This is a genomic window from Streptomyces xingningensis (genome assembly GCF_054957865.1).
Map to the genome: position 1 here is coordinate 72,451 of NZ_JBDJPF010000005.1, position 26,545 is coordinate 98,995.

Annotated in this window: 20 protein-coding genes, 1 tRNA gene and 1 pseudogene; 6 read left to right on the forward strand and 16 right to left on the reverse strand. The window is 67.8% G+C overall.

Annotated features, from left to right (window positions below):
- Positions 1–22 precede the first annotated feature (22 nt).
- From ABCR83_RS04380 to ABCR83_RS04395, 4 genes are all read left to right on the forward strand, one after another.
- Positions 23–3,229 carry a putative baseplate assembly protein gene (locus ABCR83_RS04380; protein ID WP_462693427.1) on the forward strand — a complete coding sequence of 1,069 codons (3,207 nt, stop codon included), beginning with the start codon at positions 23–25 and terminating at the stop codon, positions 3,227–3,229.
- A 257-nt stretch (positions 3,230–3,486) separates the two neighbouring features.
- Positions 3,487–6,978, forward strand: coding sequence for a beta-propeller fold lactonase family protein (locus ABCR83_RS04385; RefSeq protein ID WP_462693428.1), 3,492 nt, complete (start codon positions 3,487–3,489; stop codon positions 6,976–6,978).
- Positions 6,979–6,988: 10 nt separating this feature from the next.
- Entirely contained in the window at positions 6,989–7,678 is a 690-nt protein-coding gene (locus tag ABCR83_RS04390) for a Pvc16 family protein (protein ID WP_462693429.1), read from the forward strand.
- A complete protein-coding gene (locus ABCR83_RS04395; protein ID WP_462693430.1) occupies positions 7,675–9,612 on the forward strand; it encodes an ATP-binding protein in 1,938 nt (645 codons plus the stop codon). The genes ABCR83_RS04390 and ABCR83_RS04395 overlap by 4 nt, the downstream gene beginning before the upstream one ends.
- 32 nt (positions 9,613–9,644) lie before the next feature.
- Here the strand turns inward: ABCR83_RS04395 and ABCR83_RS04400 are convergent, their stop codons facing one another.
- The 16 genes from ABCR83_RS04400 to ABCR83_RS04475 form a co-directional block, all read right to left on the reverse strand.
- Positions 9,645–10,112 carry a hypothetical protein gene (locus ABCR83_RS04400; protein WP_462693431.1) on the reverse strand — a complete coding sequence of 156 codons (468 nt, stop codon included), beginning with the start codon at positions 10,110–10,112 and terminating at the stop codon, positions 9,645–9,647.
- Between the two features lie 26 nt (positions 10,113–10,138).
- Positions 10,139–10,453, reverse strand: coding sequence for a hypothetical protein (locus ABCR83_RS04405; protein ID WP_462693432.1), 315 nt, complete (start codon positions 10,451–10,453; stop codon positions 10,139–10,141).
- 320 nt (positions 10,454–10,773) lie between these two features.
- Complete coding sequence (locus tag ABCR83_RS04410; RefSeq protein ID WP_462693433.1) at positions 10,774–12,087, reverse strand: phage tail sheath family protein; 1,314 nt, start codon at positions 12,085–12,087, stop codon at positions 10,774–10,776.
- A 35-nt stretch (positions 12,088–12,122) separates the two neighbouring features.
- Positions 12,123–12,563 (reverse strand): phage tail protein, encoded by a 441-nt coding sequence (locus ABCR83_RS04415; RefSeq protein WP_462693434.1) that lies wholly within the window; start codon positions 12,561–12,563, stop codon positions 12,123–12,125.
- 32 nt (positions 12,564–12,595) lie between these two features.
- Entirely contained in the window at positions 12,596–13,963 is a 1,368-nt protein-coding gene (locus tag ABCR83_RS04420) for a phage tail sheath family protein (RefSeq protein ID WP_462693435.1), read from the reverse strand.
- A 346-nt stretch (positions 13,964–14,309) separates the two neighbouring features.
- Positions 14,310–15,890, reverse strand: coding sequence for a TROVE domain-containing protein (locus ABCR83_RS04425; RefSeq protein WP_462693436.1), 1,581 nt, complete (start codon positions 15,888–15,890; stop codon positions 14,310–14,312).
- Positions 15,891–16,233: 343 nt separating this feature from the next.
- Positions 16,234–16,303 (reverse strand) — tRNA-Ile (locus ABCR83_RS04430).
- Between the two features lie 430 nt (positions 16,304–16,733).
- Positions 16,734–17,603 (reverse strand): acyl-ACP desaturase, encoded by an 870-nt coding sequence (locus ABCR83_RS04435; protein WP_462693437.1) that lies wholly within the window; start codon positions 17,601–17,603, stop codon positions 16,734–16,736.
- 5 nt (positions 17,604–17,608) lie between these two features.
- On the reverse strand, positions 17,609–18,481 hold the full coding sequence (locus ABCR83_RS04440) for an SAM-dependent methyltransferase (protein WP_462693438.1): 873 nt from the start codon (positions 18,479–18,481) through the stop codon (positions 17,609–17,611).
- Complete coding sequence (locus ABCR83_RS04445; RefSeq protein ID WP_462693439.1) at positions 18,478–18,741, reverse strand: acyl carrier protein; 264 nt, start codon at positions 18,739–18,741, stop codon at positions 18,478–18,480. The genes ABCR83_RS04440 and ABCR83_RS04445 overlap by 4 nt, the downstream gene beginning before the upstream one ends.
- Positions 18,742–18,748: 7 nt before the next feature.
- Positions 18,749–19,291, reverse strand: a complete 543-nt coding sequence (locus ABCR83_RS04450; protein ID WP_462693440.1) for a PaaI family thioesterase — start codon at positions 19,289–19,291, stop codon at positions 18,749–18,751.
- Positions 19,288–20,073: a ferritin-like domain-containing protein gene (locus ABCR83_RS04455; protein ID WP_462693441.1), complete on the reverse strand. Its 786-nt coding sequence runs from the start codon at positions 20,071–20,073 to the stop codon at positions 19,288–19,290. The genes ABCR83_RS04450 and ABCR83_RS04455 overlap by 4 nt, the downstream gene beginning before the upstream one ends.
- Before the next feature lie 51 nt (positions 20,074–20,124).
- A complete protein-coding gene (locus tag ABCR83_RS04460) occupies positions 20,125–21,768 on the reverse strand; it encodes an AMP-binding protein (RefSeq protein WP_462693442.1) in 1,644 nt (547 codons plus the stop codon).
- A 90-nt stretch (positions 21,769–21,858) separates the two neighbouring features.
- Positions 21,859–22,584, reverse strand: coding sequence for a 4'-phosphopantetheinyl transferase family protein (locus ABCR83_RS04465; protein ID WP_462693443.1), 726 nt, complete (start codon positions 22,582–22,584; stop codon positions 21,859–21,861).
- A gap of 11 nt (positions 22,585–22,595) precedes the next feature.
- Positions 22,596–23,870 (reverse strand): cytochrome P450, encoded by a 1,275-nt coding sequence (locus ABCR83_RS04470; protein WP_462693444.1) that lies wholly within the window; start codon positions 23,868–23,870, stop codon positions 22,596–22,598.
- 129 nt (positions 23,871–23,999) lie between these two features.
- On the reverse strand, positions 24,000–24,845 hold the full coding sequence (locus ABCR83_RS04475; RefSeq protein ID WP_462693445.1) for a hypothetical protein: 846 nt from the start codon (positions 24,843–24,845) through the stop codon (positions 24,000–24,002).
- 316 nt (positions 24,846–25,161) lie between these two features.
- Between ABCR83_RS04475 and ABCR83_RS04480 the strand changes: the two genes are divergently transcribed.
- Together ABCR83_RS04480 and ABCR83_RS04485 are read left to right on the forward strand one after the other, a co-directional pair.
- Complete coding sequence (locus ABCR83_RS04480; protein ID WP_462693446.1) at positions 25,162–26,016, forward strand: metallophosphoesterase family protein; 855 nt, start codon at positions 25,162–25,164, stop codon at positions 26,014–26,016.
- Positions 26,017–26,162: 146 nt separating this feature from the next.
- A pseudogene (locus ABCR83_RS04485) lies at positions 26,163–26,492 on the forward strand (4'-phosphopantetheinyl transferase family protein); the annotation flags it as partial.
- Positions 26,493–26,545 lie beyond the last annotated feature (53 nt).

Sequence of the window (26,545 nt, forward strand, 5' to 3'; positions counted from 1 at the left end):
AGCAGACGAGAGGCCCGTCCCCATGACGCCGCCGAACCCCGGATACGACGGCCGCAACCGCGACGACATCACGGCCGCCGCCATCGCGGCCGTGCGCCGCGCCCTGCCCGGTTGGGCCGCCGAGGACCGCACCGATCCGGGTCACGCGCTGATCGAAACCTGCGCCGACATGGTGGAGGCCCTACGCGACCGGCTCAACCGGGCGGCGGACCGGCACCGCCTGGAGCTACTGCGCATGTTGGGGATCCGGCCCCATCCCGCGACACCCGCCAGGACCGAGGTGAGCTTCCAACTCGCGGCACCCGCCCCCGAACCGGTCCCCGTCCCGGCGGGGGTGGAGGTCTCCACCTTTCCGGTCCAAGAGGGCGTGCCACCGGTCATTTTCAGTACGACGGCGGACGCCCTGGTGAACCCGTGTGTACTCATCGCCGCCGGGACGTTCGCCCAGACCCGGGCATTGGGCGGGGTGGTGGAGGGCAGGCTGACAACGTTCGAGCGTCCTGGTGAGGATGTTGTCGCGGCAGGGGGCTACTCGTTCTCGGAACCGCCGTACCACCTGAACCTTCCCAGTACCGGGGACTTTCCCCTGGTGACGGGTGAGCCGATGCCTGGGCCAAGGGACTCGGCCTCCGCCGGTACCCACACCCTCGCCGTGCTCTCGGTGCCTGTTCCCGGCACACAGGTCACCTTCGAGGTCGGTTGCCCGGATCTCCCGGTGCCCTTGCCGGAACTGGGACAAGGGTGGGAAGCATGGCAGGGATCACGCTGGGTGCCCTGCCGGACGGCCGCACTGGCCGGCAACGGACACCAGACCGTACGGATCACCCTGGTGATCCCGGCCACGCACTCCCCCACCAGACTGCTGCTCCACCCCTCCGAGGCCGGACAGCGCTCCCCGCGGCAACTGCGCGACGTGGGGCTGATCCGATACCAGCAGCCGGTGAAGTCCCTGCTCCTCCTTCCGGTGCTGACGGTCGCGGTGCCCGCCGTACAGGCCCATCTGATCCAGAACGAGGAGCTGGGCACCGCGTTGGGCACCCCGGGCGAGCGTCTGCGCTTCTCCAGTCCGCCGCTGGTCAACGCGGCGGACACCCTGACCGTGGAGGCCGCCATGGGCGGGACGACCCACCGGTGGGCATATGTCCCATCACTGGCCAACTCGGGCCCGAGGGACCGGCACTTCACCCTCGACCCCCGCACCGGCGAGGCCGTGTTCGGGCCGGTCGCCAGCACCGCCAAGGGACTTCGGCAGTATGGCGCGCCACTGACCGCGGGTGCCCTGATCCGGGCGCCCCGGTATCTGACAGGTGGCGGCGCCCGGGGCAACGTCCCCGCCCGTACGGTCACCGTGCTCCGCGCTCCGCTCCCCTACATCTCGGCCGTCACCAACCCGGAGCCCGCCACCGGGGGCACCGAGGCCGAGAGCCCCGAGGCATACGCGGCACGACTACCGCTCGGATCCGCCGTACCGGAGCGGGCCGTTGTTCCGCGTGACTACGAGGAGCTGGCTCTGGCCGCCTCAGCCGGTATGGCACGCATCCATTACGTCCGCGCCATCAATGACGATGCGTTGGATCCGGCGTGGAACTACCGGCTGTCCAAGCCGGCAACTACCAAGGTCCGATTCACCATCCCATCGAGTATGTCCGTCGTGCCCAAGGACACCCGGATCAGCACTGCCAACGGCGAAGTGGTCTTCACTACCACGGAACAAGCCACACGTGGCGCGGCCCGCAAAGCCGGGTTGGCATCCCTGCGCCTCGATCCCTCGGTGACCGGAGGCTGCGATCCGCTCATGGCCGAGAAACTCACGGAGGATGCGGTGAGCGGCCCATTCCGGGAGGGCGGGGGACTTGTGCTGGCTCTCTTACACATCCCCGAAGGCGTGGGGCTCGCTCCACTCACCTTGTGGGTGAGTCCGGACCGTCACCCCGAAGGCACCGAGCGGATGGCCCTGTCCGTCTTCCTGCCCCGCAGCGGCACACCGTGGTGGGATCTCAATGCCCCGGCAGCATATGAGTGTTCACCCGCCGAGCCCACCGGCGGCCGGTTCCCCCTCCGCCTGGACCGCTCGCCACGGTGGCGGCCGAAGACCGACATACCCGCCGCATCGGCCGCGGACGCGGTTCCGAACTGGGGCAGGAACCCGGTACCGAAGCTGCGCGGCGCCTGGCTCGCACTCCAGATCCGCGACCCGGCGGGGAGCGACACCACGAAGTACACGGTCTATCTGGACGAAGGTTCCACCCAAGAGGTCAAGGCAGAGCAGTTCGTGGCCCGGAAGCCGGAGCCGGTGTTCTCGAAAGGAGTCCCCGGACAGTCGTTCCCACTGATGGAAGGGAAACTGTGCGCCGATCTCCCTGACGTCCAAGTCGCCGGGCAACGGTGGGTCCGCAAGGATTCCTTCACCGAATCCCATAAGAACGACCCACACTACGTGGTCAACGCGATGACCGGGGTGCTGTACTTCGGGCCCGAGGTGAAGGACGGCTCTGGCAATAGCGTGCAGCGCGGGAAGGTACCCCCCGACCATGCGCGGATCGACGTCGGCTCGTACCACAGCACACTTGGCGCCAAAGGCAACGGCGTGCCGGAGGGCGACATCTGCCGGCTGCTCCCGCCGGTCGCCGGCGTGTCCGTGTGGAACACCGAGGCATCCTCGGGCGGCGAGGACGGCTACACCGACACCAGCGGCGGCACCCTTCAGACCGGCGTCCAACTGCTGGTGATCCCCTTTGTCACCGCCGACGAACGTGGTTGGTTCCCCTACCACATGCTCACGCCGAGCCAGGACGCCTACGACACGGTACGACGCGCCCTCCAGGCTCGGCAGCCGGCTGGAGTTCCCGTCTGGCTTCAGCCTCCGGCCTACCTGGGCATCCGCTTCGAGGCGCATGTGCTGCCCCACGACTACCAGACCCAGACGGAACGTTCGGCGTTGGCCGCCGCCGCAGAGCGGGCGCTCTACGCATGGTTCAACCCGGTCAACGGCGGCCCTGAGGGTAACGGCTGGCCGCCGGGGAGGCCGGTGTACGTCGGGGACGCGCACCGCGTTCTGGAGCGGGTACCGGGTGTCGCACGGGTCGGATCCGCGGTGCTGTTTACGACCGACAAGCCTGCCACCGGCGAGGGTTCGGCAGCCGGACCCGTCGCCATCTGCGGGGAGGGCCAGACCGTTTATTCCATGGAGCACCGCGTCACCGTCGCCGAGACACCGTGGTCGGCCTGAGCCGGAGGAGGGCACTTATGGGCAACGCAGGAAACCGCATTCTCGCCATCGATTGGGCGGACGCCCTGGTGACGGCGGATCTGCCCGCCGAGGGCATCCCGCGGAACATCCACTCCGAACCGGTCAAGACCAACCCACGGGCGGTGGCGGTGGGTCATGGCGGCCGGCCGGCCTATGTTCCCACCTTCGGGTCCGGGCGGCTCTACGTCATCAGCGGTGACACCCATGACTTCGAGGCGGGCAACGGCCCTTGCGCGGTGGTGGCCGGACTGGACCAGGACAAGGTCTGTGTGGCGTCCTGGGCCGACAACGAGGTCCGTGTCTATGGTCCAAACGGTGGCACACCCGCCAAAGTCCCGGTAGGAACAGGTCCGTTCGCGCTGGCCGCCGCTCCCCGGGCGGCAAGGGTCTGTGTGGCATGCGAGTCCGATCCCGCGGCGCCCCTGTCGGTCCTCGACCTGCGTGCGCAGCGAACAGCACAGGTCACGCACCCGGCCCGGGTCCGCGCACTGGCCGCCTTCCCCGACCCCGACAAGCCGATCGCCTATGCCGCATGCCGCGGCGAGCGTCCAACGGACGCCGGCGTACTGCTGGTGATCGACATGACCGCGGCGCACATCGTCGATCAGCCCGAGGTGGGCGCCGATCCGCTGGCCGTGCTGGTCGCGCCGAAGGGTGACCGGCTCTGCGTGCTCAACCATGGCGCGGCCACGCTCTCGATCGCGAAACTACTGGCGAACGGACGCCCTGGCCCGTTCTCGACGGTCCCAACCGCCACCCGGCCCTCGGCCGCGGCCTTTTCGCCGGACGGCACCCTTCTCTACGTCCTCAGCAGGACCACCGGCCTGCTCAGTGCTGTATATCTGGACGAGGTCACCGGCGAGCTCATCGGCCGACGAACCGACATCCCCGTGGGTGCCGTACCGGCGGCCGTAGTGTTCGGCCCCGAGGGAACGCACGCGCACATCACCGACCAGGGCACTGGGCAACTCGTCTCCGTACGTGTCTCCCCAACCAGTACCGGAAAGATCAGTACTGGCGCGTCCTCCAAACCGCTCTCGATCGCCGTCACACGGTCAGGAGACGAGAGTTGGGCCTTCACCACCGATCAGGCGGCCAAACGCATCGCCGTGTCCGACCTCAAGCAGGCGACGGACTCCGGTGCCATCCCGGTTGATGACATCCCCTGGGACATCGCCATCGGTACTGGAGGCCCAGGGCCCGCGTTCGCCTGTGTGACCTGCCCGACTTCGGACAAACTCCTCACGCTCCGCCCCCAACAGGATCAACAGCTCTGGACCCCGGGCAAGGTCGATGTCAAACCGATCTCACTGGCCAAGGGCGCCGAACCGCGCGGTCTCGCCATCACCCCGGACGGGCACTATGCACTCACCGCGAATCACGGTACCCGGTCCGTCTCACTCATCGACCTGCAAGGAGGCGGGTCCTACACCATCGAAAAGGGGAAGGTGAACTGCTCCAAGCCGTGCCACGCGGCAGTCGTCGGCGGGGACGACAGTGGCAAGGGCGCCATGTTGTACATCACGGACGACGAGGATGGCGGACTCGACGAGGCAAAAGGGAAGATCTCCATCCTCCGCAACACCAACACCGGCTGGGAGCACCAGGGGGCAATCACCACCGAACAAGGGAAGTTGACCGGTCCGCAAGGAATCGCCCTGCATCCGGATGGAAAACGTCTTTACATCGCCAACTACAACAGCGGCCTGAGGCGGCCGGACAGGATCTCCGTCCTGGAAGGCAAGGAAACCACCTGGCGATACCTGGGCGGCATCTCGGGCAGTGATTACCCGCATGGACTTGCCGTATCGCCAGACGGCAAGACTCTGTACGTAGCCAACACAACGTTGGGAAAGGTCGCCCAGTACTCCCTGGGAGATGGTGCGGCCGCCACCTTCAAGTTCTGGCTCACCATCACCGACTCTAATTACATCCCCGCCTCGCTCGCCCTCGCCAAGGACGGTAAGTACCTCTATGCGACGGACCACGACCGTGGCGACCTCTATGGAATCCAAGTGCCCCAGACCAGCGAAGCTTCCATGCAAAAAGTGACCAATGCCCCAACGCTTACAGAAATTCGCGGCGTCACCTGCCAGGGAAACCAAACTCTCCACATCGTCAACGGCGACAAGGCCGATCACAAGCTGACAACCATCGCCCTCAAAAGCGATGACCGGCTCCGCGCCGAATCAATCTCCCCATCAGTACCCCTATCGGACGCACCATTCTCGATCGCATCACGCCACAGCGGGCCCCTCTACGTGACCAATCGCCAAGCCGGAACCGTCACGGTGCGTGGATCCGACATCAAGACCGCCACCTTTACACACACCACCGACTCCAAACCGTGGGATGTGCACTGCACCCCGGACGGCCGGTACGCATGCGTCACCGACGGTTCGACGAATGCTCCGGCGGTGCACTGTCTGACCGTTCCTGACCTGACCGTCACCACATTGGCCACCGAGGCCGACGCCGACCCGACGGGGGTCGCATGCAGCCCGGACGGCCTTCGGGTCTATGCGGCCCAACGCGGTAAGGGATCCATCTCCCTACTCCGCCGGGTACCCGCGCCCCCAACAGACCTGTTGGCCACATCCGACAACGAAACGCCCAGGGCGATCGCCGTCCACACCTCCGACAGCCACGCATACCGCACGCGAAAGCAGGAGTTGTGCACGACCGACCTGTCGAAGCTCGTGGATGGGCCGTCCCTCTCCCTTACCAGCACGGGCGAGGCGAATGGAGTGGCCGTCCACTCAACCGGCCGGCACGCCTATGTTCTCGTCAAGGAACCGAGTGGCTCGCTCATCCAAGTCGTAAGCCTCGCCATCCCGGGGACACCCACGAAGGAGCCGACAACGGTCGCACTCCCGGGAGGAGTTCCCAGCGGTATCGCTCTGCACCCATACGCCCCTTACGGATATGTGGTGGGTGACAACCGACTGTGGATGCTCTCCACCGTCACACCCGCAACACCCGTGGTGTCATTCAGCGTTCAGACAGGGATCCCCGGCACCCAGGCCCTCGCACTCCGCCCGGGAAATCCGGCCCATCTCTATCTCCTCGCGGCCGACGGCGGGCAAGACGCCGCCCTGCACGTGCTGGAACTACCTGTCGTGTCCGCCGCTCCGTTGGAACGCGTCGAAGCGAAGCTCTCACTCCGCGGAAAGCCCTGGGCGCTCGCCGTACACCCCTTGGGTGGTCACGCCTTCGTCAGTACCCAGGACCAAGGGGTGCACCTCATCGACCTGACCAACCCCGCCCGCCCACAACCGGCGGGCACCGTCACCGCTCCGGCCGGAGCGGTGTGCTTCCGGCCGGGCAACACGGGTGCTCTGCACGCCTCGTTGAACAAGATATACGCACTCGGGCTGGGCTTCCCGGCCTGGATCTCCCAGTCCTGGGCGAGCGGCCTCAACGCTCCGGAGCGGCTCGCCGTGTCGCCTGACGGCGCTCTGCTCCATGTGACAAGCAGCGGTAGTGGAGCGGTCCAGATGCTCGACACCGCCACCGGGCAGCTTCGCCTCACACTCCCGCTGGGCACCGGACTGGGCGGATCGGCCCCGCATCCCGACCCGTCGAATCCGCACCTGTATGTCGCGGACACCAAGGGTTCCGCACTGGTCGTGGCTGATACCTCGGCCCACACGCCGATCGATCGGCAGGGTGCCGGTATCGACGTACGGCAGATCGTCCTCGCACCCTCATCCGGTAGTGCGGATTAAGGGGGAAATCGTGATCCATCTCGTCGATCTCGCGCTAGGGGAATTGATACACCAAGCACTGCCCCAGTATGAAGTCGACTTCGGACCGCCAAAGCGCGACAAACCCCTCGGCCAAACGGCCGGAACGGAGGCCATCGGCATCTACCTGTACGACGTCCGAGAAAGCCTCGATCGCCGACAGGCGGGCACGATCTACCACACGGTGCCCAATGAGCACCCGAAGAAGCAGAAGAAGGTCGAGTATCACGATCCACCACGCTTCGCCCAACTGTCCTATCTCATAACCGCTTGGGCCCCTGACCCCCTGGTCTCGCACAGCATGCTGGGCGAAGTCCTGATCCTCCTGTCCAAGCGCAATGAGCTCTCCCTCCTGCCCATCGGGCCGTCCGTCACCGAGTTGTCCGCTCATCTCGACATCAGCCGACCGCCCATTGATGAAAGGGTCCTCGCGGAGCTGTGGAACGTGACCGGGCTTGGTCTCGTTCCCGCTCTCAATATCACCGTGATCCTTCCGCTTCCCTCATTCGTTGTCGCACCCTACGAACACTGGGTGAAGGAAGAACTGATCGTGGACGACAGCCATGTGGAGTTCCCCAACCAGAACCCACCTCCACACTGGAAGAAGTGGCCTCCCAAGTCCGCCGATCAGCCCGACTGCACCTGGCCCCACAATGTGGATGAGACCGAGGTGACGGCGTGACCACCTCAGCGGTCACCCGGTCCGAGCCCGCGGCAGACGCACTGCTGGCGCGGATCGACCTGCTCCGGGCCCGGGTGCAACGGGCGGTCATCGCCCGCGCCGAAGGCGATCCCCAGCCGCCCGACGACCCCTTCCGCGGTCTGTACATCTCGGACGCTCATGCTCCACATCTGCTGCGCGGCACTCCAGGCCCACTACCGCCCGACGCATCCGAGAAATACGCGGCCTCGGTGCTCGAAATCTCCGAGCGGGAGGCGGAGGCCGCCGGTGCCACCATCCCGCTACGTCAACTGGCAAGCCGGTTCGGCCTCTCACCGCTGGAGGCGGAACTGCTGCTGGTGGCAATCGCCCCGGATCTCGACGCGCGGTTCGAGCGCTGTTATGGCTACCTCAACGACGATGTGACCCGGCGCAGAGCCACCATAGGCTTGGCCTTGCAGTTGTGCGGCATCCCGGCCCACAGTGCGCATGGACGCATGACCCTGGGAGCGACCGGGCGGCTGCGCACCACCGGTCTGCTGGAGGTCAGGGACGAGGAGCGACCCTATGCCGGACGGGAGTTACACGTTCCCGACCGGGTGGTCGACCATCTGCTCGGTGATGACACACTGCCTCCAGACCTGCGCTCCACCCTCGGTGTGCTCCCTTCTCCCGACCCCTCGACGGACAGCCGGGCGGCAGCCGCCGGCTCCCGGCTCGCCGGCCTCCTCGACGGTGGTCCGCCCGTATACCTCTGCGGCTGCACCGGGAGCACCGCCGAAGCCATCACCCGTATCGCGCTGAACGGCGCCGAACGCCCGCTACTGTCCCTGGACTTGCTGACCGCCGACCGGGCCACGCAGCCGGACCGGCTGTTACGCGCGGCCATGCTGGAGACGCGGCTGCGGGCCGGCAACCTGCTCGTCACCTCCGTCGATGCGCTGGCCGACCACTCCCCTGACATGGCGGATCTGCTCACCCCGCTGACCGAACTGCCGCACACCGTCGTACTGGCCGGGGTGCGGCCATGGAACGCGTGTTGGTCGAGGACGATTCGTCCACTCCAGGTGCGCCCTGACGGACGCACAGTGCCCGGCCGGACGGCATCGGCCCACGCCCATCCCGGTTCCGGTGCGCTCGACCGGCTGGCCCGGAGGATTCGCCCGGACGTCGGCTGGACGGACCTGGTGCTTCCGGAGCGCCCCAGCACCCTGCTGCATGACCTGACGCTCCGTGCGCGGCACCGCGAACGCGTGCTCCTGGACTGGAAACTGTGGCCGGGCGGTGGGCGCGGGCTGAGTGTCAGCGCCCTGTTCAGCGGCCCCTCCGGCACCGGAAAGACCCTCGCCGCGGAGGTCGTCGCCGGTGAACTCGGGCTCGAGCTATGTGTCATCGACCTGTCCATGGTCATCGACAAATACATCGGGGAGACGGAGAAACACCTCGAACGCCTCTTCACCGAGGCCGAACACGCCGAAGTCGTCCTGCTCTTCGACGAGGCCGATGCCGTATTCGGCAAACGCGCCCAGACCACCGACTCCCACGACCGCTATGCGAACATCGAGACCGCCTACCTCCTCCAGCGTCTGGAGTCCTTCAACGGAATCGCCCTGCTGACCACCAATCTGCAGAGCAACATCGATACGGCCTTTCTCCGCCGCCTCGATCTGGTGGTGCCCTTTCCCCGCCCCGAGGCCGCACAGCGGCGCATTCTATGGGAGAGCTGCCTTGGACCAGCCCTCCCCCGCGCCGCCGATCTGGACCTGGACCGGCTGGCCGAGGTGTACGACCTGACCGGCGGTGCCATCCGTCGCTGTGCGCTGACCGCCGCCTACCGATCCGCCGAAACCGGTCGCCCGGTCACGACACCCGACCTGCTGGCAGCGGTGCGGGACGAACACCTCAAGCTCGGCCAGTATTTCGACGAGACTCGGTTCGCCGGCGCGCGACGCTGATCGGTCAATGGAGCTGAGTGCATTCCCGTGCCTTATTCCCCCTCGGATACGGCTTGCACCGGGCGCATGCTCACGTAGTTCAGAAGGGCCTGGCCTTTGAACTCGGTTGACGGGTCGAAAGAACCATCCGGATTACTCGCATGTACCGTCGGCGTGAAGATCAGGTCAAGCGGTCCGCCGTCGAGAACGACCAGGGTTCCATGTTTTGTACGCGCGTGCTTCGACCGGTGCCCTGGGGTGAGCCTCAACACGACCGTGCCGGAACCAAAAATCGTGGTTGTTTCGGTGCTGTAAGAGACGGGCGTAATAACCAGCTTCTCGATATCGTCGGGCACGCATGCGGTATGACCCTCCACCTGGAAGAGGGCAGAGCCCTGGAAGACGATGACGATCGGCAGCGGCATGACGAGCAGCCCTCCAGGCCCTGGCACCGGCTTCGTCGCGGTCATCTCCGGCACCAACGTCGCGATGTCCCCGGTCTTGAGGACCTGTCGCAGCATCGCCGCCCCCTTCGCCATGAGAACCGTCAAAGGGTGAGGTCGCCTTCGGCATGCTGGCGCATTTCCACCGGTGTGCCCGACAGGCCGAGTTCTTCGAGGATCGCGTCCTTCAGCGGCCGCGGATCATCCGGCAGGTCATAGCCTCCCTCAAAGGCGGGCAGCTTCAGATATTTCGTCTGCCAGCTTTCGAAGTCCCCTATCAGCTCAACCTTTCCGACCTTACCGTCGAGTCGGCCACGCAGAGCGGACAGAATCCGATGCGAGGCGAGCTGGGCGTCGTCGCCCGTAACCAGGACCATATGTGCGCCCGCTTTACGGCCGTCGTCGAGGTAGCAGGTCACTGTCATGCAACTGGTGACGGCGCCATACCTGATCCCCGCTCCCACAGGGGCGACCTCAACCCGGCCTTCCGGAATGGAGATTGGGGCTCGAGCGCCAGGTTCCCGCTCCCGCCGTTCGGCGATCTGACTCAACTGCCGCTGGTCAAGCGGCCGCGTGCCCGGAGCGGCGGAGCGGCTTCTGGGTTGCTCGGACGATGGCGCTTGCGCGCGAGGCTTGCGGGCGTGTGGCATGGTCGAGTGTCCTGCCTTCCCGGATGTGTATGAGGTGCATGGCCCGACCGTGACCGGTCGCCCTTGGGCACTCCGCCCGGTTCGGACGTTCAGGTCTGTTTGCCGGGGGGGCCGGCGATCTGGGTGATCGTGAAGTACACAAACTCCGCGGGACGCACCGGCGCGACACCGATATCACAGACCACCTTCCCCGCCCTCATCGTGTCCACGGTGTTGTTCGTCTCGTCACACACCACATAGAACGCCTCATCCGGCGTACGACCCACCAACGCACCCTGACGCCACTGATCCACCAAAAACACCCCCACCGCATGCCGCAACGACGCCCACAACCGCCCATCATTCGGCTCAAACACCGCCCACGACGACGACCGCCGAATCGAATCCGCCAAAAACGACACCAACCGCCGCACACTCACATACTTCCAATCCTCACTCCCCGACCGCGTCCGCGCACCCCACACCAACAAACCACGATCCGGAAACACCCGAAGACAATTCACCCCCTTCACATTCAACTCCCCATTCAAACCATCCGTCAGAACCACCGGCACCGACAACACACCCCGCACATCCTGATTCGCCGGAGCCTTAAACACACCCCGCTCCCCATCCGTACGCGCCCACACCCCCGCCACATGCCCACACGGCGGCACCACCCGCTCACCACCACCCACACCCGACACCCGAACCCACGGGTAATACAACACAGCGAAACTCGCGGCCTCCACATCCGGAGAGGGAAGGGTTTCGCCCACGAACTTCCCCGCCTCGTCCGGCTGGAGACCGGGGAGCGGGTCCAGGATGGCCAGCCTGTTCCTCGTGGTGGTGCAGTGCGTCAGGACCTCGCCCATCAGGACCTTGCCGGTGGCCTGGACCGGCACCGGTTCCGATCCGTTCTCGGGGACATCCACGGTCATGTCCCATAGGCTCGGTACCGCGACCATCGAGACGTCGGGAACGCCCAGCAGCCCGGCGATGCCCTGCCTGGTCTCCTCGTTCCCCTTGAGGGCGGGGGCCTCGACCTTCTTGGCCGGATCGGTGAAACCCACGATGTAGCAGGACGCCCCTCCGTTGGCGAAGAAGCCATAGACGGCTTCTGCCAGGGTGAAACACCTGTCCAGGGTGTGCACCGTCTTCTTGTCACCGGCCGCCCTGGCCTCCGTCAGTTCCTTGCTTAACCCCTCGATGGTGTAGCGGGCCGCGAACTCGGGCCAGCTGCGGATGAGTTGCGGAATCCTTCGCTCATCATCGGTGAACGGCTTGAAGCTGCTGTCCGGGGGGACCTTTGTGGATGTCTTGGTGTAGCCGAGGAAGGCCGCGGTGGATGTACTCACCCCGACGATGGTGCGGACGCCACTGTCCTTCGTCGTCACATAGACGCCTGGCGGGTTCGTCGACATGCCTGCTCCTTCACTTCGGGATGAGACCGGAATCCCTATTCGATGGTGATGTCCTCGTAGGTGATGGTCACTTGCTCCGTCGCGGTGGTGGCGTTCGCGGCGCCCAAGGCCGGACCCTCCCAACGCGAGGCCCAGGCGTTGGCGAGGTGGATGCGCCGGACGGTCTGCTTCTTCGCGTCCTTCAGGGCGATGGTGATGTTCTGCCGCGCGCTGTCCAGATCGGCGTTCACCAGCGTCGCCTTGATCCAGTCGGTGAACGCCGTGCTCTTGTCCATGCCCCGGGTGATGGTGATCTCGCCGGCCTTACGGGCTCCTGGCTGCTTGCGCACCAACAGCTCGCCGGTCGCGGTCACTTGCCGGGTCTCGACCACCTCCTGTTCCAGGGAGAGGCCCGATACCTCCTGCACGGTCTCGACCTGGAACTTGCCGAGCTCAATGGCGAAGGCGCTGCTGCTGAAGGTGTCACCGGTCAACATGCCTGCTTCTCCTTCTCATTCGGGATGGGTACTCAGGTCTGTTTGCCGGGGGGTCCGGCGATCTGGGTGATCGTGAAGTACACAAACTCCGCGGGACGCACCGGCGCAACACCGATATCACAGACCACCTTCCCCGCCCTCATCGTCTCCACAGTGTTGTTCGTCCCGTCACACACCACATAGAACGCCTCATCCGGACTACGCCCCACCAACGCACCCTGACGCCACTGATCCACCAAAAACACCCCCACCGCATGCCGCAACGACGCCCACAACCGCCCATCATTCGGCTCAAACACCGCCCACGACGACGACCGCCGAATCGAATCCGCCAAAAACGACACCAACCGCCGCACACTCACATACTTCCAATCCTCACTCCCCGACCGCGTCCGCGCACCCCACACCAACAAACCACGATCCGGAAACACCCGAAGACAATTCACCCCCTTCACATTCAACTCCCCATTCAAACCATCCGTCAGAACCACCGGCACCGACAACACACCCCGCACATCCTGATTCGCCGGAGCCTTAAACACACCCCGCTCCCCATCCGTACGCGCCCACACCCCCGCCACATGCCCACACGGCGGCACCACCCGCTCACCACCACCCACACCCGACACCCGAACCCACGGGTAGTAGATCGCCGTAAAGCCTGCGCCATCCGACTCTGGGGACCCCAACGCCGTCAGGAATTCACCGAGTTCGCTGGGCTTCTTTTCCCCGGGCGGCTCAACGATCGCCAGACGGTTACGCATGTCGGTGCAGTGCTTCACGACATTCTGGATGATCTCCGCGCCGGCCGACACGGCCGGTCCGCCGGTCCACAGGTCGGGCACCGCCACCATGTTCACATCGGGCACGGTCGTCAACCCGGCCAAACCGGTGCGCTTCTTGAGGTCGCCGTTCACCTCACCCTTGAGATCGCTATCCGGGTCGAGCGGAACGATGTAGCACTCGGTCCCGCCGTTCGCGAAGAAACCATAGACGGCCTCGGCGAGTACGTATTTCTTTGCGTCCGCCAGATATTGCTTGAGGTCGCGAAGCTCATAATAACGGTCGGCTACCGGCCACCAGAGATTACCAGCCCCTTCCCAGGCCGCATATTCGGTAGGCGCTGCCTTACTGACCTTCCCTTGGATATCCTTGGCGAACTCCTGCTCTTCCTTGCTCACTTCCCCGCTTGCCGCAATGCGCTTCTTCACGTCATAGAAAGAGTAGTACTCGTCTGCGGTGATGGTCCCACTCGAAGTTACTTTCTCCTTGAAAGGCGTTTCCGCCGCGTCAAAGGCCTCGAAGAACGGCTTGATCCTCGCGAGCTCCGATTCAACCTGCGTCTGCGTGAGCCCCGAACGAAAATGGAATGAATCCACAAACTCATTCCAGCTCCGCACCTTCACAGGTTCCTGTGCACAAGGCTGCCTGACCGAATACCCAAGAAAAGCCGGAGTAGAAGTACCCACACCCGTGATGGCCCTGACCCCACTCGGGAGTTCTTTCACATAGACACCGGGGGCAAGATTCGCTGGGGACATATGAGGCCCTCCCTGCTCCAGCCGCTGGATCCATCACCCGGATGGCGTACCCCCACGCTGCCACTCGTCCCGCCTGAAGGTTAAGACGACTCCATAAACCACCCGTACGCGTGAGAAAAATTCCGCACAGATGAACAAGGTGGGCTCATGCATACGTCACCGAGAACCTCAACCGACATCGCCCGACCCGGCCGTTTACACCCGCTCAGTCTTCCCAGGGCCAGTGGGCGTTCCGGCCGCTCTCCAGCAGCGGCACCATGCGGAACGCCGCGTCGGTGAGCCCGCCGAAGGTGTGCCGGTTGGCGGACCCGGACGGGCCGTGGCCGGGCCGGTAGCCGGCGAGGTTCCAGGTGTAGACCGGGATGTCGGCCGGGACCTGCTCGGTCGGGTCACCCGCGTAGTGGTGGGATGCCTGCTCGTCCGTGACGATCAGGACCCGGTCGTGCCCGCGGTAGTGCCGACGCACCGCCTCGGTCGTGTCGGTACCCCCCAGGCTTCCGAATCGCTCCAGCACCTTCAGCACCGACTCGCCCCTGCGATACGCCACGGGGGCGCTGGTGGTGCCGAACTCGACGAGGTCGGCGTCGGCGGCGCGCATCGCCACGGCGGTGCCGAAAACGGCGGCGGCGTCCGCGCGGTTGAGCTGGGAGCGGTCGGACAGCGGCGACCACATGGAGCCGGAGCGGTCGACCAGGATCAGGGTCCGGCCGGGGAGTGCGGGCACGTTCGCCAGCGAGTGGCCCAGGGCCTGCTCCAGCGGGTAGGCCCAGCGCAGCGACGGGGCGTGCCGGTACGCGGCCAGGTACCGGAAGGGAAACTGCCGGGACCGCGCGACCTCCGCCGGGTCGGCGATCCGGGCGGCAACCTGCAGGGCCACCTCGTCGGAAACGCCGGCCTCGTCGAAGTTCCGCAGGTTACGGACCAGGGCCATGGTGCCCATGGAGGGAATGACGGCCTCCCAGGCCACCGCGTCCATCGGGCCCTGCAGCCACCCCGCCAGCGCCTCCCAGGTCATGCCCGCCGCCGCCAGTCGCTCGGCGCCACCAGGCCCGGTGATCAAGGCGCGCCGTTCCATGACGGGCATGGCCATCAGCGCGTGGTGCGCGGTGAGGATCCGGTCCGTGGTGGGCGGGGTGGCGGTGTCCGGGTTGTGGCGGCGGTCCAGGGCGTACTGGAACAGCTCGCCCTGCCACGGCTTGTCCGGGTCGGGCGTGGGGTGGACGAGGTTGAGTACGTCACCGAAGCGGTAACCCTTGGAAGCGGTGTCGTACTTCAGGAGGTTGCGACCGGTGTACAGGTGCCGCACGGCATCGGCGATGCCACGCTTGACCGGCTTGGGCACGTTCCGCCCGTGGACGGAGGTCCAGTAGGCAAGCATCTCGCCGGGCTCGTCGGCGCGGCGCAGCACCGATGCGACCACCTGACGGTTCGCCGGGCCATCGGTGGCACCGGCCTCCAGCCGGGCCTTGACGTATTCGGCGGCACCGATGAGGGAGGCAGTGCGCATCCCGCCCGCACCCCGCAGCCACCCCAGCAGGCCCGCGGTCCAGGCCGCGTCCTCGACGGCGAGCTTGCGTACGAGCGCGGTGAACCGGTCGTCGCGCGTGGTGCCGTTCTCGTGGAAGGTCTGCTGGGAGACGAAGTTGGCGACCGCGAGCAGGAACAGTTCCGAACGGCCGTCGCGCACATACCCCTTGCCACCGAGGTGGGTGCGGGTGGACCCGTTCGCGGTCACGGGCGAGGTCGGGCGGGCCGACTGGGGTGCGCGGGTGTTGAAGCGTGCCATGTGAATTCCCCCGAATTCATCCGGGGAAGCACGGCGGAGGGCGTCCGAGATCAGGAGTCGGCGACGGTACAAGACAGCTGCTCTTCCTGACCGAGCTACACCAGCCCGAAGCTGGGACGGGATTTGAACCCGCGACCGGCTGTTCCGAGAAGTAACCGTCACCTGCGCACCGGACGCCCCGGTGCCGCGCCTCCCGAGTTCAAAGTGGCCACGGCGTGGGTTTTGAACACAACGAAGTAGCCGTGGCCCACGCACCGGGAGGTGCGTGAAGCTTACCGTCCAGAGGTCGAGGCGGCGGAACCGACAAGGTGCTCTGCCAACTGAGCTACACCGGCCTGTGTGCCGGTGGCGGGACTCGAACCCGCGACCGCCCGATTATGAGTCGAAGTAGGTCCTGCCTTCGCACCTGGACGAGAATCACTGTAGGAGGGTGAAGAGGCAGCGCGCCAAGGGTTTTTCGCACACCGGGTGCTCTGCCCTGCCGGAGCGCCGGCACCAAACGGCTGACCGGCCCCGGCAGCGGAGTTGGCGTGGCGAGCAGCCTCCCTGGCACCGGCGGCCGGTGCCAGGGAGCGGAGGACGCCTCGTCCCTTTGCCGATCACCGCAATGTGCCGGGTGTGTCCGGGCCGTGGACCCCGGGGTACCGGGCTCCGCACCTCGGGCACCGGCACCAGGGGGATTCACGCGGTTTCCCACACCTGGGGCACTCGTCCTTCACACGCATGGCTCGTCCCTTCGGAACCGTCCGGCCGTCCGGCCGTCCCGGCCGTCCGGTTGAACCACCCGCCGGCGTAGTCGACTTGGGCACCCCCGAAGCCGGGGATCCGGCGCGGTCGGCGGGGTCAGGGGGTTGCGGCCACCGTTCGGCAGGAGTCGACGAAACGGATCAGCTCCTCCATCTTGGCCGAGCGGGTGTCCACGGCACGGTTGAGGACCTTCAGCAGGTGCTCGTATGCGTCGGTGTGGTCGTAGCGCGCGGTGTCGGCGATCTTGAGTGCCCAGCGCCAGTAGCCGCGCATGGTCCCGGCCAGCGGCATGCGGAAGGTGGCGATCACCTCGCGTACCGGCTCGACCACGCGGTCGCCGTACCGGCGCAGGTAGCTCTCGACGGTGTCCGCCATGAAGGCGAAGTGCCGTGCTTCGTCGCGGCTGAGCCGGCCGAGGACGTCGACCAGGACCGGGTCGGCCACGGCGTCGCGCAGTTGCTGGTAGTAGATCTGTGTCGCCTTCTCCTGGACCAGCGTGTAGGCGAAGTACTGCACCGCGTGGTCGTAGGGCAGGGTGAAGTCCTTGCGCCCTTCCTCTGCCAGCTCCCCGCGCAGCGCCTCCGGGGCGGCCAGGCCGGAGGCCACCTGGTACGTGGCCAGGGCCCGGGCGTGGGTGTCCTCCTCGGCGGCCCAGCGCACCGTGAAGTGGTAGAGCTCCCGGTTGTGCAGGTAGGTCGGGGCGTCCACGTCGTCGGTGACCGGGAACAGGCGGTGGTACATGGCGAAGTAGCCCGGCAGGTGGTCCTCGACGAGGGTGACGAACCGGACGGCGGAGCGCTGGCCCTCGGTGAGGCGGCCCGCGTCGGCGCGGTCCCAGCCGCCGATGGACTCCACGTCCCAGCGCCTGGTCACGGGGGTGGCACGCATAAAGGTGCCGACGGTCCGTGCCACCTCGTCGGGTTCCAGCATGGGGCCGGTGGCCGTGGTGGCGGTCGGCCGGCTCATGGCGGTCACCTGCCCTTCCGGCATACCAGGGCGTAGTGCTTGGTGGTGTAGCCCCAGCCCGCGTTGGCCACCTCGAGGTAGCGCATCAGCTTCTCGGACATGCCGGGACGGATGGCATCGATCCGCCCGGCGTTGCTCCGCACATTGCCGATCCAGTCCTCGATGGTGCGGTGGTAGTCGGCCGTCAGGTCGGTGACGGAGTCGATGGAGAATCCGGCGTCTTCCGCCCCGCGCACCAGCTCCGACAGGGGGCGCATGTCGCCCCAGCCGAAGATGGACTCGCGGACGAACCGGGTGCCCTCGCGCAGATCGAACTCCCGGCGGGCGGCCTGGTTGCGGAAGCAGCTTTCCGATACGTACAACCTGCCGCCGCGGCGCAGCAGTTGACGGGCCCGGCCCAGCACCCGGTCCAGGTCGGGCATGTGGACGATGGAGCCGAGCATGGTGACCGCGTCGTATCCCCCGTCGTCCAGCACCACGTTCTCGAAGTGGCCCTGGACGGTGGACACCCGGTCGGCGACGCCGAGTTCGGCGGCTCGGGCGGCGATGTAGTCGTGCTGGTTGCCGGCCGGGCTGATGCCCGTGGTCAGGCAGCCATGGGCGTGGGCGAAGCGCAGCACCACCGAGCCCCAGCCACAGCCCACATCGAGCACCCTGCCGCCGCCGGTGACGCCGAGCAGTTCGGCGACGAAGGAGAGCTTGTTGAGCTGTGCGGTCTCCAGGGTGTCGGTGGGCGAGTGGTAGCGGCCGGAACTGTATTTGCGCAGCGGGTCGAGGAAGAGTCCGAATATCTCCGGTTCGAGGTCGTAGTGGTCGTTGGTGTCGGCCGTGCCGGTCGTGTCGGCCGTGCCGGGCGAATCGGTGGTCGGCGCGGTCATCGGCGGCCCTCCGCCCCGAGGGTCTTGTCCACGACGGTGACGACCTCGGCGATGGTGGAGACGGCGAAGACGTCCTCGTCCTCCAGCTCTATGTCGTACCGCTGTTCTATCTTGGCGATGATGCGCAACACCTTGACCGAGTCGGCGCCCTCCAGGGTGCGCAGGTCGGTGTCGGGGCCGAACTCCTCCACCGGTCGGCCCAGTTGTCCGGCCACGATGTCGGTGACGGCGGTCAGGAGCTCTTCGCGGATCTCGGGCATGGCTGGATCATCCTTCGGTGCGGTGGCGGTGGAGTCTGGCGGTGAGGTCGGCGGCCTGCTGCTCATCGAGGCGCAGATGCCGGCGGGCCTGGTCCATGGGGACGCAGCGGTAGCTGGCGGAGGCCGAGGCGTGTGGTTCCCCGTCCGGGCCGAGGACTTCGGAGACGACATGGACGAGGTCGCCGTCGGCCGTGCCGTCCCGCAGCCGGGCGACGCAGTCATAACTGCCGTCCACGGACAGCGGGGTGAGGTAGCGGATGCGCATGGCGACGGTGAACGCCGGGGTGCCCAGGCGCAGGACGACGAGGTTGCCCATGATCTCGTCGCACACGGTGGAGATCAGTCCGCCGTGCACCACGCCGGGGTAGGACTCATGGGCCCGGCCCAGACTGATGCGAGTGCGCAGGCCGCCCTCGTGCTCGGTGAAGCGCAGCCGCAGACCGGTGGGGTTGTGCGGGGAGCAGCCGAAGCACCGGTAGTCGGGCTGCCGGGACCAGGGCACCTCGAGGTAGTCCTGGTCGTCGAGGGGGCCGGGGGTCGGTGACGTCATGCCAGCGCACCGGCCAGGGCCCGCCGGATGCGGGAGCCGCTGCCGAGGTCGAGGCCGGTCATGGTGGCGAAGACGCCGCGCACCTTGGCGTGCAGGGCATCCAACTCCCCCTCGGCCGCCACCTTTTCCAGGAAGAAGTCGAAGCCGGTGTCGATGGTCTCGTGGCCGCCCTCGACCAGGCTGTCCTTGAACAGGCTGACCGGGTGCTTGATCTTCGCCTCCGAGGTGTAGACGTAGAGGGTCTCCAGCACGGAGGGCAGCTCCCCGGGAAGCCGCTCGATGCGGGCCTTGGTGTAGTGGATGAACTCCCGGGCGTGGCCGGCCTCGTCACGACTGGCCCGCCGCAGGATGTCCTGGAGCACCGGCTCCTGGACCCAGTCGGCGACCTTCCGATAGATGTGATTGACCGTCAACTCGGAGATGATGTTGGTGGCGAGGGTGGCCGACGGTGTGCTCCCCGGTGCGTAGGGAGCGCGCATGGCGTCCACCGGCCGCTGGTCGACGTCCTCGCCGATGGCTCGCAGCCAGGACTTGAAGGCATAGTGGTGCTGGAGTTCCTGGTAGCCCCAGATCGCGGCGAAGGCGGAGAAGTCGTAGTCGTCCGCGAACTCGTTGAAGAACCCATGGGTGGCCGCGATGGAGTTGCACTCCCCCATCACGGCGCTCTTGGCCAGGGTGATGTACTCCGGCCGCACCAGGTCGTGGTCGACGGCGTCGAAGTCGATGTCGCCCAGTTTCCAGTGGTTGCGTTCATAGTGGGTGAACACGTCAAAGCTGTGCATGCCGTTCTCCTGTGCTGGATGGGATGCCAGGGCGTTAGGCCAGGGCGTGTCTTAGGCCAGGGCTTGGGCCGTGGCCTGCTTCGCGGCCAGACGCTGGAACTTGCCGCTGGTGGTCCGGGGCAGGGTTCTGGGCGGGACGAGGTGGACGACGACCGCGTCGAGCCCCAGCCCGGCGCTGATCCGTTCCCGGAGCCGGCGTTGGAGACCGAGCCTGGCCGCCTCGTCGGTCAGGTCGCTCTCGGCGGTCAGCGCCATGCATTCGGTGCGGTCGGCGGTGCGGTCGGCATAGGCCACGCAGCGCTGCTTGTAGACGCCCGGCACGGTGCGCGCGAGGTCCTCCACGTCCTGCGGGTAGTAGTTGTCCCCCCGGACGATGATCATCTCCTTGGCCCGTCCGGTGATGTAGAGCTCGCCGTCCAGGAGGAAACCCAGGTCTCCGGTGCGCAGCCAGCCATCGGCCGTGAAGGGCTGTACGACGTCGTCGGTGGCGAGGTAGCCGCGGGTCACCGAGGCGCCCTGGATGAGGATCTCGCCCACCTGGCCGTCCGGCAGTGGTCCGTCGGCGCCGACCCGCACCCGCATGCCCCGGACCGGAGCACCGACGCCGGCCACGGAGCGGGCCCCGGGGGCGTCCCGGGCCACCGGGACGGCGCGGCCTTCGTCGGCCAGGCGGTCGCGGTCGACGGAGTGCCAGCGCGGTGGGCGGCCCAACGGGGGGAAGGTCACGGCCAGGGTCGCCTCGGCCATGCCGTAGACGGTGACCATCGCCTCCGCGCGGAACCCGGCGGGGCCGAAGCGTTCGAGGAAGGCGTCGACGTTGTCGCGCCGGATGGTCTCGGCGCCGTTGAACGCGATGCGCCACCGGCTCAGGTCCAGTCCGGCCGCCTCCCGGTCGGTGAACGCGGCGGTGAGGTAGGTGTAGCCGAAGTCCGGGGCGGCGCTGATGGTGGCGCCCCGCCCGGCGAACTCGCGCAGCCACCGGTCGGGGCGTTTGACGAACGAGGCCGGGGACCACACCGTGGCCGGGATGCCCGCGAACAGGGCGCTGAGCGTGGCGAACAGGCCCATGTCGTGGAAGAGCGGCAGCCACATGCCGAGGCTGTCCTCGGTGCCGAGGCCGATGCCGACGCTGATCGCCTCCAGGCAGGCCAGGATGTTCTCGTGGCTGAGCACCACGCCCTTGGGGGCGGCCGTGCTGCCGGAGGTGAACTGGATGATCACCGGGGTGTCCGGGGTGACCTCGGCCGGATCCCGGTCCACGGCCGCGGGTGGTTCCGCGTCACTGGATAACTGCCGGACCCCGGGCAGCGCATCGGCCAGCACACCGGAGAAGGCCTCGAACCCCGGGGAGAGCACCAGGTGCCGCATCCCGGCGACCGCGCCGACCCGGCGCAGTCTGGCCAGGTAGGCGTCGATGTCCTTGGGGCCGGTCGGTACCGGCAGCGGGCACACGGCGCAGCCGAGCCGGGCGGCGGCGAACAGGGCCACCAGAAAGCCGGGTTCGTTGGGACATAACATGCCGATCCGGTCACCGGCCCGTACCCCCGCGTGGGTCAGGGCGGCACCGGCCCGGACGGAGGCGTCCACGAGCTGGGCGAGGGTGATGGTACGACGCTCGGAGGGGAACTCGACGGGAATTCCGGGGCGTTCGGCGGCTACGGCATCCAGGGTCTGGTGCAGAGTTTTGGCGAACATTGCCTTCCACATCACTGGTCGTGATCACTGGTCGTGCGACGTCATGGGTCGGGTGGGGGATCGGGGTGGCACGGAGCCCTTCGGCGGCCCTCAGCGTGGTCGCAGCACGGCACCCGGATCGCGGTGCGCCGCGGTCCATTCGGTCACCGTCAGGGCGGGCGGCCGGTCGGCCCGTAGGGCGACCGACAGGGTCCGGGCCATGGGGGTACCTCCCATGCCCTTCAGGCCATGGGGGACGACGATGGTGTGCACCAGCAGTCCGGTGGGCCGGCCGCGCCAGGAGGCGTCGGCCCAGCCGGTCCCCGGGCGGGCGCCGAACGTCACCGTCCGCAGGTCCGCGGCGAGCCCCCGCCCCAGGGCCTTGGCCACGCTCTCCTTCGCGGTCCACAGGGAGCGCAGTGGCGCCGGCCCCAGGTCCGGGCGCGCCTCGTACGGGGCACAGAACCGGTGTGCCACCGAACGGAACTCGCTCTCCGGGTGGTCCTCGGTGTCGATCCCGCAGTCGGCGTGGTGGACGACCACGGCGAGGGTGCCACGGTCGTGGCTGACGCCGAACCGCGGCCGGCCGGCCGGGGAGTCGAGCCGGGTACGGCCGGACGGCTCGCGGACCAGCGGAACCCGGCCGGGAGGCAGGCCCAGTGCCCGGCCGAGCACCGCGCGCAGCAGGGTACGGGCCAGCGCGGCGGACAGCCGCCGCCCCGGGCCCGGGTAGGCGTGCAGTTGGTCGTGGTCCGGACCGGTCAGTCCGGGGATCTCCTCGGCGGAGTGCCATGGCAGTTGGGATCTGGGCAGGACATGGATCTGCGGTTCCTCCACGGCGGTCAAGGTCAGGCGCCGTCCGGTGCGGAGGCGAAGCGGACGGGCAGCGAACGCAGCCCGCGGAACTGGATGCTGTCGGCCCGCCAGGTGTGCGGTGCCTCCTCGTCCAGGCGCAGGTCCGGGCAGTGCTTCAGCAGCGCCTCGAGGGCCAGTGCGCCTTCCATGCGGGCCAGGGCGGCGCCGATGCAGTAGTGCACCCCGGCGCCGAAGGCCACATGCCCGGTGTCCTTGCGGCCGATGTCGAAGCGGTCGGGATCCGGGAACTTCTCCGGATCCCGGTTGGCCGCTCCCCGGACGAGATAGACGATGTCGCCCTGCCGGATGGTGACGCCATGCAGCCCGATGTCCTCGGTCGCCCTGCGGTGCGTGAGCTGCACCGGCCCGTCGTAGCGCAGTGTTTCGTCGATGGCGCCGGGGATCAGGGTGGGGTCGGCGAGCAGGCGCTTCCACTGTTCCCGGTGGCCGAGCAGGGCGAGCAGCCCGTTGCCGATCATGTCCATGGTGGTCACATACGAGGCGGCGAGGACCAGCACCAGGTTGGCCACCACCTGTTCCTCGGGGTAGGGGCTGCCGTCGATCTCGGCGTGCACCAGCCGTCCGATGAGGTCGTCCGTCGGTTCGGCGCGGCGCCGGGCAATGGCCTCGGTGAAGTAACCCGCCATCTCATCGATGCCCGCGGCCGCGGCGCCCGCGGTGCCGTCCAGGTCGAGGCTGCCCCCGATGAACACCTTCATCGCGTCGGCCCAGCCCTTGAGCAGATCGGCGTCGCTGCGCGGGATGCCGTAGAGGTCGGCCAGCACATAGGCGGGCAGCGGGTAGGCGAGGTCGGCGATGAGGTCGAGCCGGCCGCTGCCGAGGTGCGGGCGCAGCAGCATGCCGACGATGTCGTCGATGTGCTCGCGCATGGCGGCCACGGCGCGCGGGGTGAAGCCCTTGCTCATCAGGCGGCGTAACTGGGTGTGGAACGGCGGGTCGTTCATCCACATCCAGTTGACGGCGATGCGCAGCAGTGGGTCGGCCTGTCGCCGGGCCTCTTCGGATACCCGGCCGGAGACCATGTCGTCCAGCCGCTCGGAGGAGTAGCGCCGGTGGTCGCGGAGGGCGCCGTAGACATCGTCATGCCGGGTGATCACCCAGCCGTTGAGCTTGTCGTCCCAGTGGACGGGGTGCTGCTCGCGCAGGCGTAAGTAGGTGGGGTAGGGGTCTTGGAGCACCTGTGGGGAAAGCAGGTCCAAGCCGCCGGGCGGGGGTTGGCCGTGTTGGTTCGTGGAGGTTCCTGGCATGCGCTGACCCGTATCTCTGTCGCTGAGGCTGATCCGTGCATCGGGGATCGGCGTGCTGAATTCGGTGCGCCGGCCGGTGAGTCGACCGGCCCGGGCGGGGGGTGACGAGGTCCCGTGGTCCGGTTGCCGCTACGCCGCGGGAAAGCAGCCGGTGACTTCGGTGACCATGACTTCGGTGCCGTCCGCGTTCCGTACCGAGGCGGCGGCACGAACCGTCCGTGCGGCGGTGTCGTCCACCTCCGTCACGCGCAGCGTGGACTCGATGGTGTCTCCGGCGTACACGGGCTGGAGGAAGACCATGGAGACGGACCGGAAGTGGAAGTCCGCGTCCCCGCGCAGCAGCGGGACGGTGGAGGCGGTCAGCAGCCCCTGGGCCATCTGCCGGCCGGCCAGGCCGAGGGTGTGGTGTACGCCTCGGTCACCGGTCAGGGCGGCGCAGCGGGCGATATCGGCAGCGGTCACCGTGGTGGTGGCGGTGAGCGTGCCGTCGGGGGCGATCCGGTCGAGGAGCGCCGCGTCCGCCGCCGGGCGGCCGGGGCCGGCCGGGGTCTCGTCACCGGCCTCGGGGGGCGCCGAAGCGGCCTGGCCGTCTTGGCCCTTGAGGATGATGCCCTTGCTGTGGCCGCTGAGGACCACATCCTGGCGGTCGGTGCGGATCCGGGAGTCGAAGGCGATGCGGTGGAAACCCTCGTCCTCGGTGAGTGCGACGATCTCGAGCTCGGCGGTCAGCCGCTCGGTCGTCTCCACCGGCCGGGTGTGGGACCAGGTCATCTTGCGTGCGATGTAGTCGAGATCGCCGCCGATCTTGGTCAGCGGGGCCACCACCAGCAGGTCGGGGAGGCGGGCCGGCTTCCCCTCGGGGGCGACCCGGCCGCTGAGCGCGCCATAGGAGTCCAGCTCGCTCGCGGTGTAGGCCCGGGACCACCGCAGCACCTTGCCCGTGTGCAGTTCCCCGTACGCCGTGGTCAAGGACATCGTGAAGCCCTCAAATCCGCTGAAGAATTGGGATGGTTAAGAGGTGCTTGTGCCGTTACCAACTACCTACTGAACGGTAAAGCACCGGCCGTTCAGATGCAACCACTCTCCGCCAACCTAGGGCCACGGCTTGGCAGTTGACCAGGCAGCACCGGGACGAACGGCCGTCGGGAAACGCGGCCGGCCGTGCACCCGGCTCCGCCCCGCCACGCCACGCCGGATAGGGGTTCCTCCAGCACCGGTTGCCGTATTAGCGTGGGAAAACGGGCGCGAGACGCGGGCCCGAGGAGACCGTGCCCAACGGAAAGATGTGACCGTGCCCAACGGGAAACTGCTCGCCGTCAGCGACCTGCACGTCGCCTACCAGGAGAACCGTGACCGCACCGAAACGCTGCGCCCGGAGTCGGACGACGACTGGCTGATCGTCGCGGGCGATGTCGCCGAACAGTTCGCGGACATCGAGTGGGCACTGCGGCTGCTCGGCGAGCGGTTCGCCAAGGTGATCTGGGCGCCCGGCAATCACGAGCTGTGGACCCACCCCAAGGACCCCTGCGACCTGCGGGGCGAGAAGCGCTACCGGCAACTGGTGGAGCTCTGCCGCGAACTGGGCATCGCCACCCCCGAGGACCCCTACCCGGTGTGGCGGGGCGAGGGCGGCCCGGTGGCGGTGGCGCCGCTGTTCACGCTCTACGACTACTCGTTCCGGGCGCCCGGCGCGGCCACCAAGGAGGAGTCCCTGCGGCTGGCCCATGAGGCGGGCGTGGTCTGCACGGACGAGCACTTCCTGCACCCCGAGCCCTACCCCGGGCGGGACGACTGGTGCCGGGCCCGGGTGGCGTACACCGAGCGGCGGCTGGCCGCCGTAGACCCGGCGCTCCGCACCGTGCTGATCAACCACTGGCCACTGGTGCGCGAGCCCACCCTGATCCTGCGCTACCCGGAGTTCGCGCAGTGGTGCGGCACCGAGCTGACGGCGGACTGGCATATACGCTTCCGGGCCGCCGCCGCGGTCTACGGTCATCTGCACATCCCCCGGGTGACCTGGCACGACGGAGTGCGGTTCGAGGAGGTCTCGCTCGGTTACCCGCGCGAGTGGAAGCCCCGGCCCCCGCGCAAGCTGCTGCGGCAGATCCTTCCGGAGCCGACCGCCGGGGAGGGCACGGCCCGGTGATCGAGGAGCTGTTGCCCGTCGAGACCGCCGCCGAGGAGGCCTTCGCCGACGCCGCGCAGGATGTGACGAGCGTGCTCTTCCCGGCGGAGGCCGCCGCCGTGGCGCGCGCGGTGCCGCCCCGGCAGCGCGAATTCGCCACCGTACGGGTGTGCGCGCGCAAGGCACTCGGGCGGCTGGGCTTCGGCCCGGTACCGCTGCTGCCCGGCCGGCGCGGCGCCCCGCGGTGGCCGGACGGGGTGGTCGGCAGCATGACCCACTGCACCGGCTACCGGGCGGCCGTGGTGGCCCGGGCGGCGGACGCGGCCTCGCTCGGCATAGACGCCGAGCCCAACGGCCCGCTGCCGGAGGGGGTTCTCGAGGCGATCTCGCTGGCGAGCGAGCGCGCCCGGGTGGCCGAACTCGCCGTGCGGCGGCCCGAGGTGTGCTGGGACCGGCTGCTGTTCAGCGCCAAGGAGAGCGTGTTCAAGACCTGGTATCCGCTGACCGGCCGGGAGCTGGACTTCAGCGAGGCGGAACTGACCGTGGACCC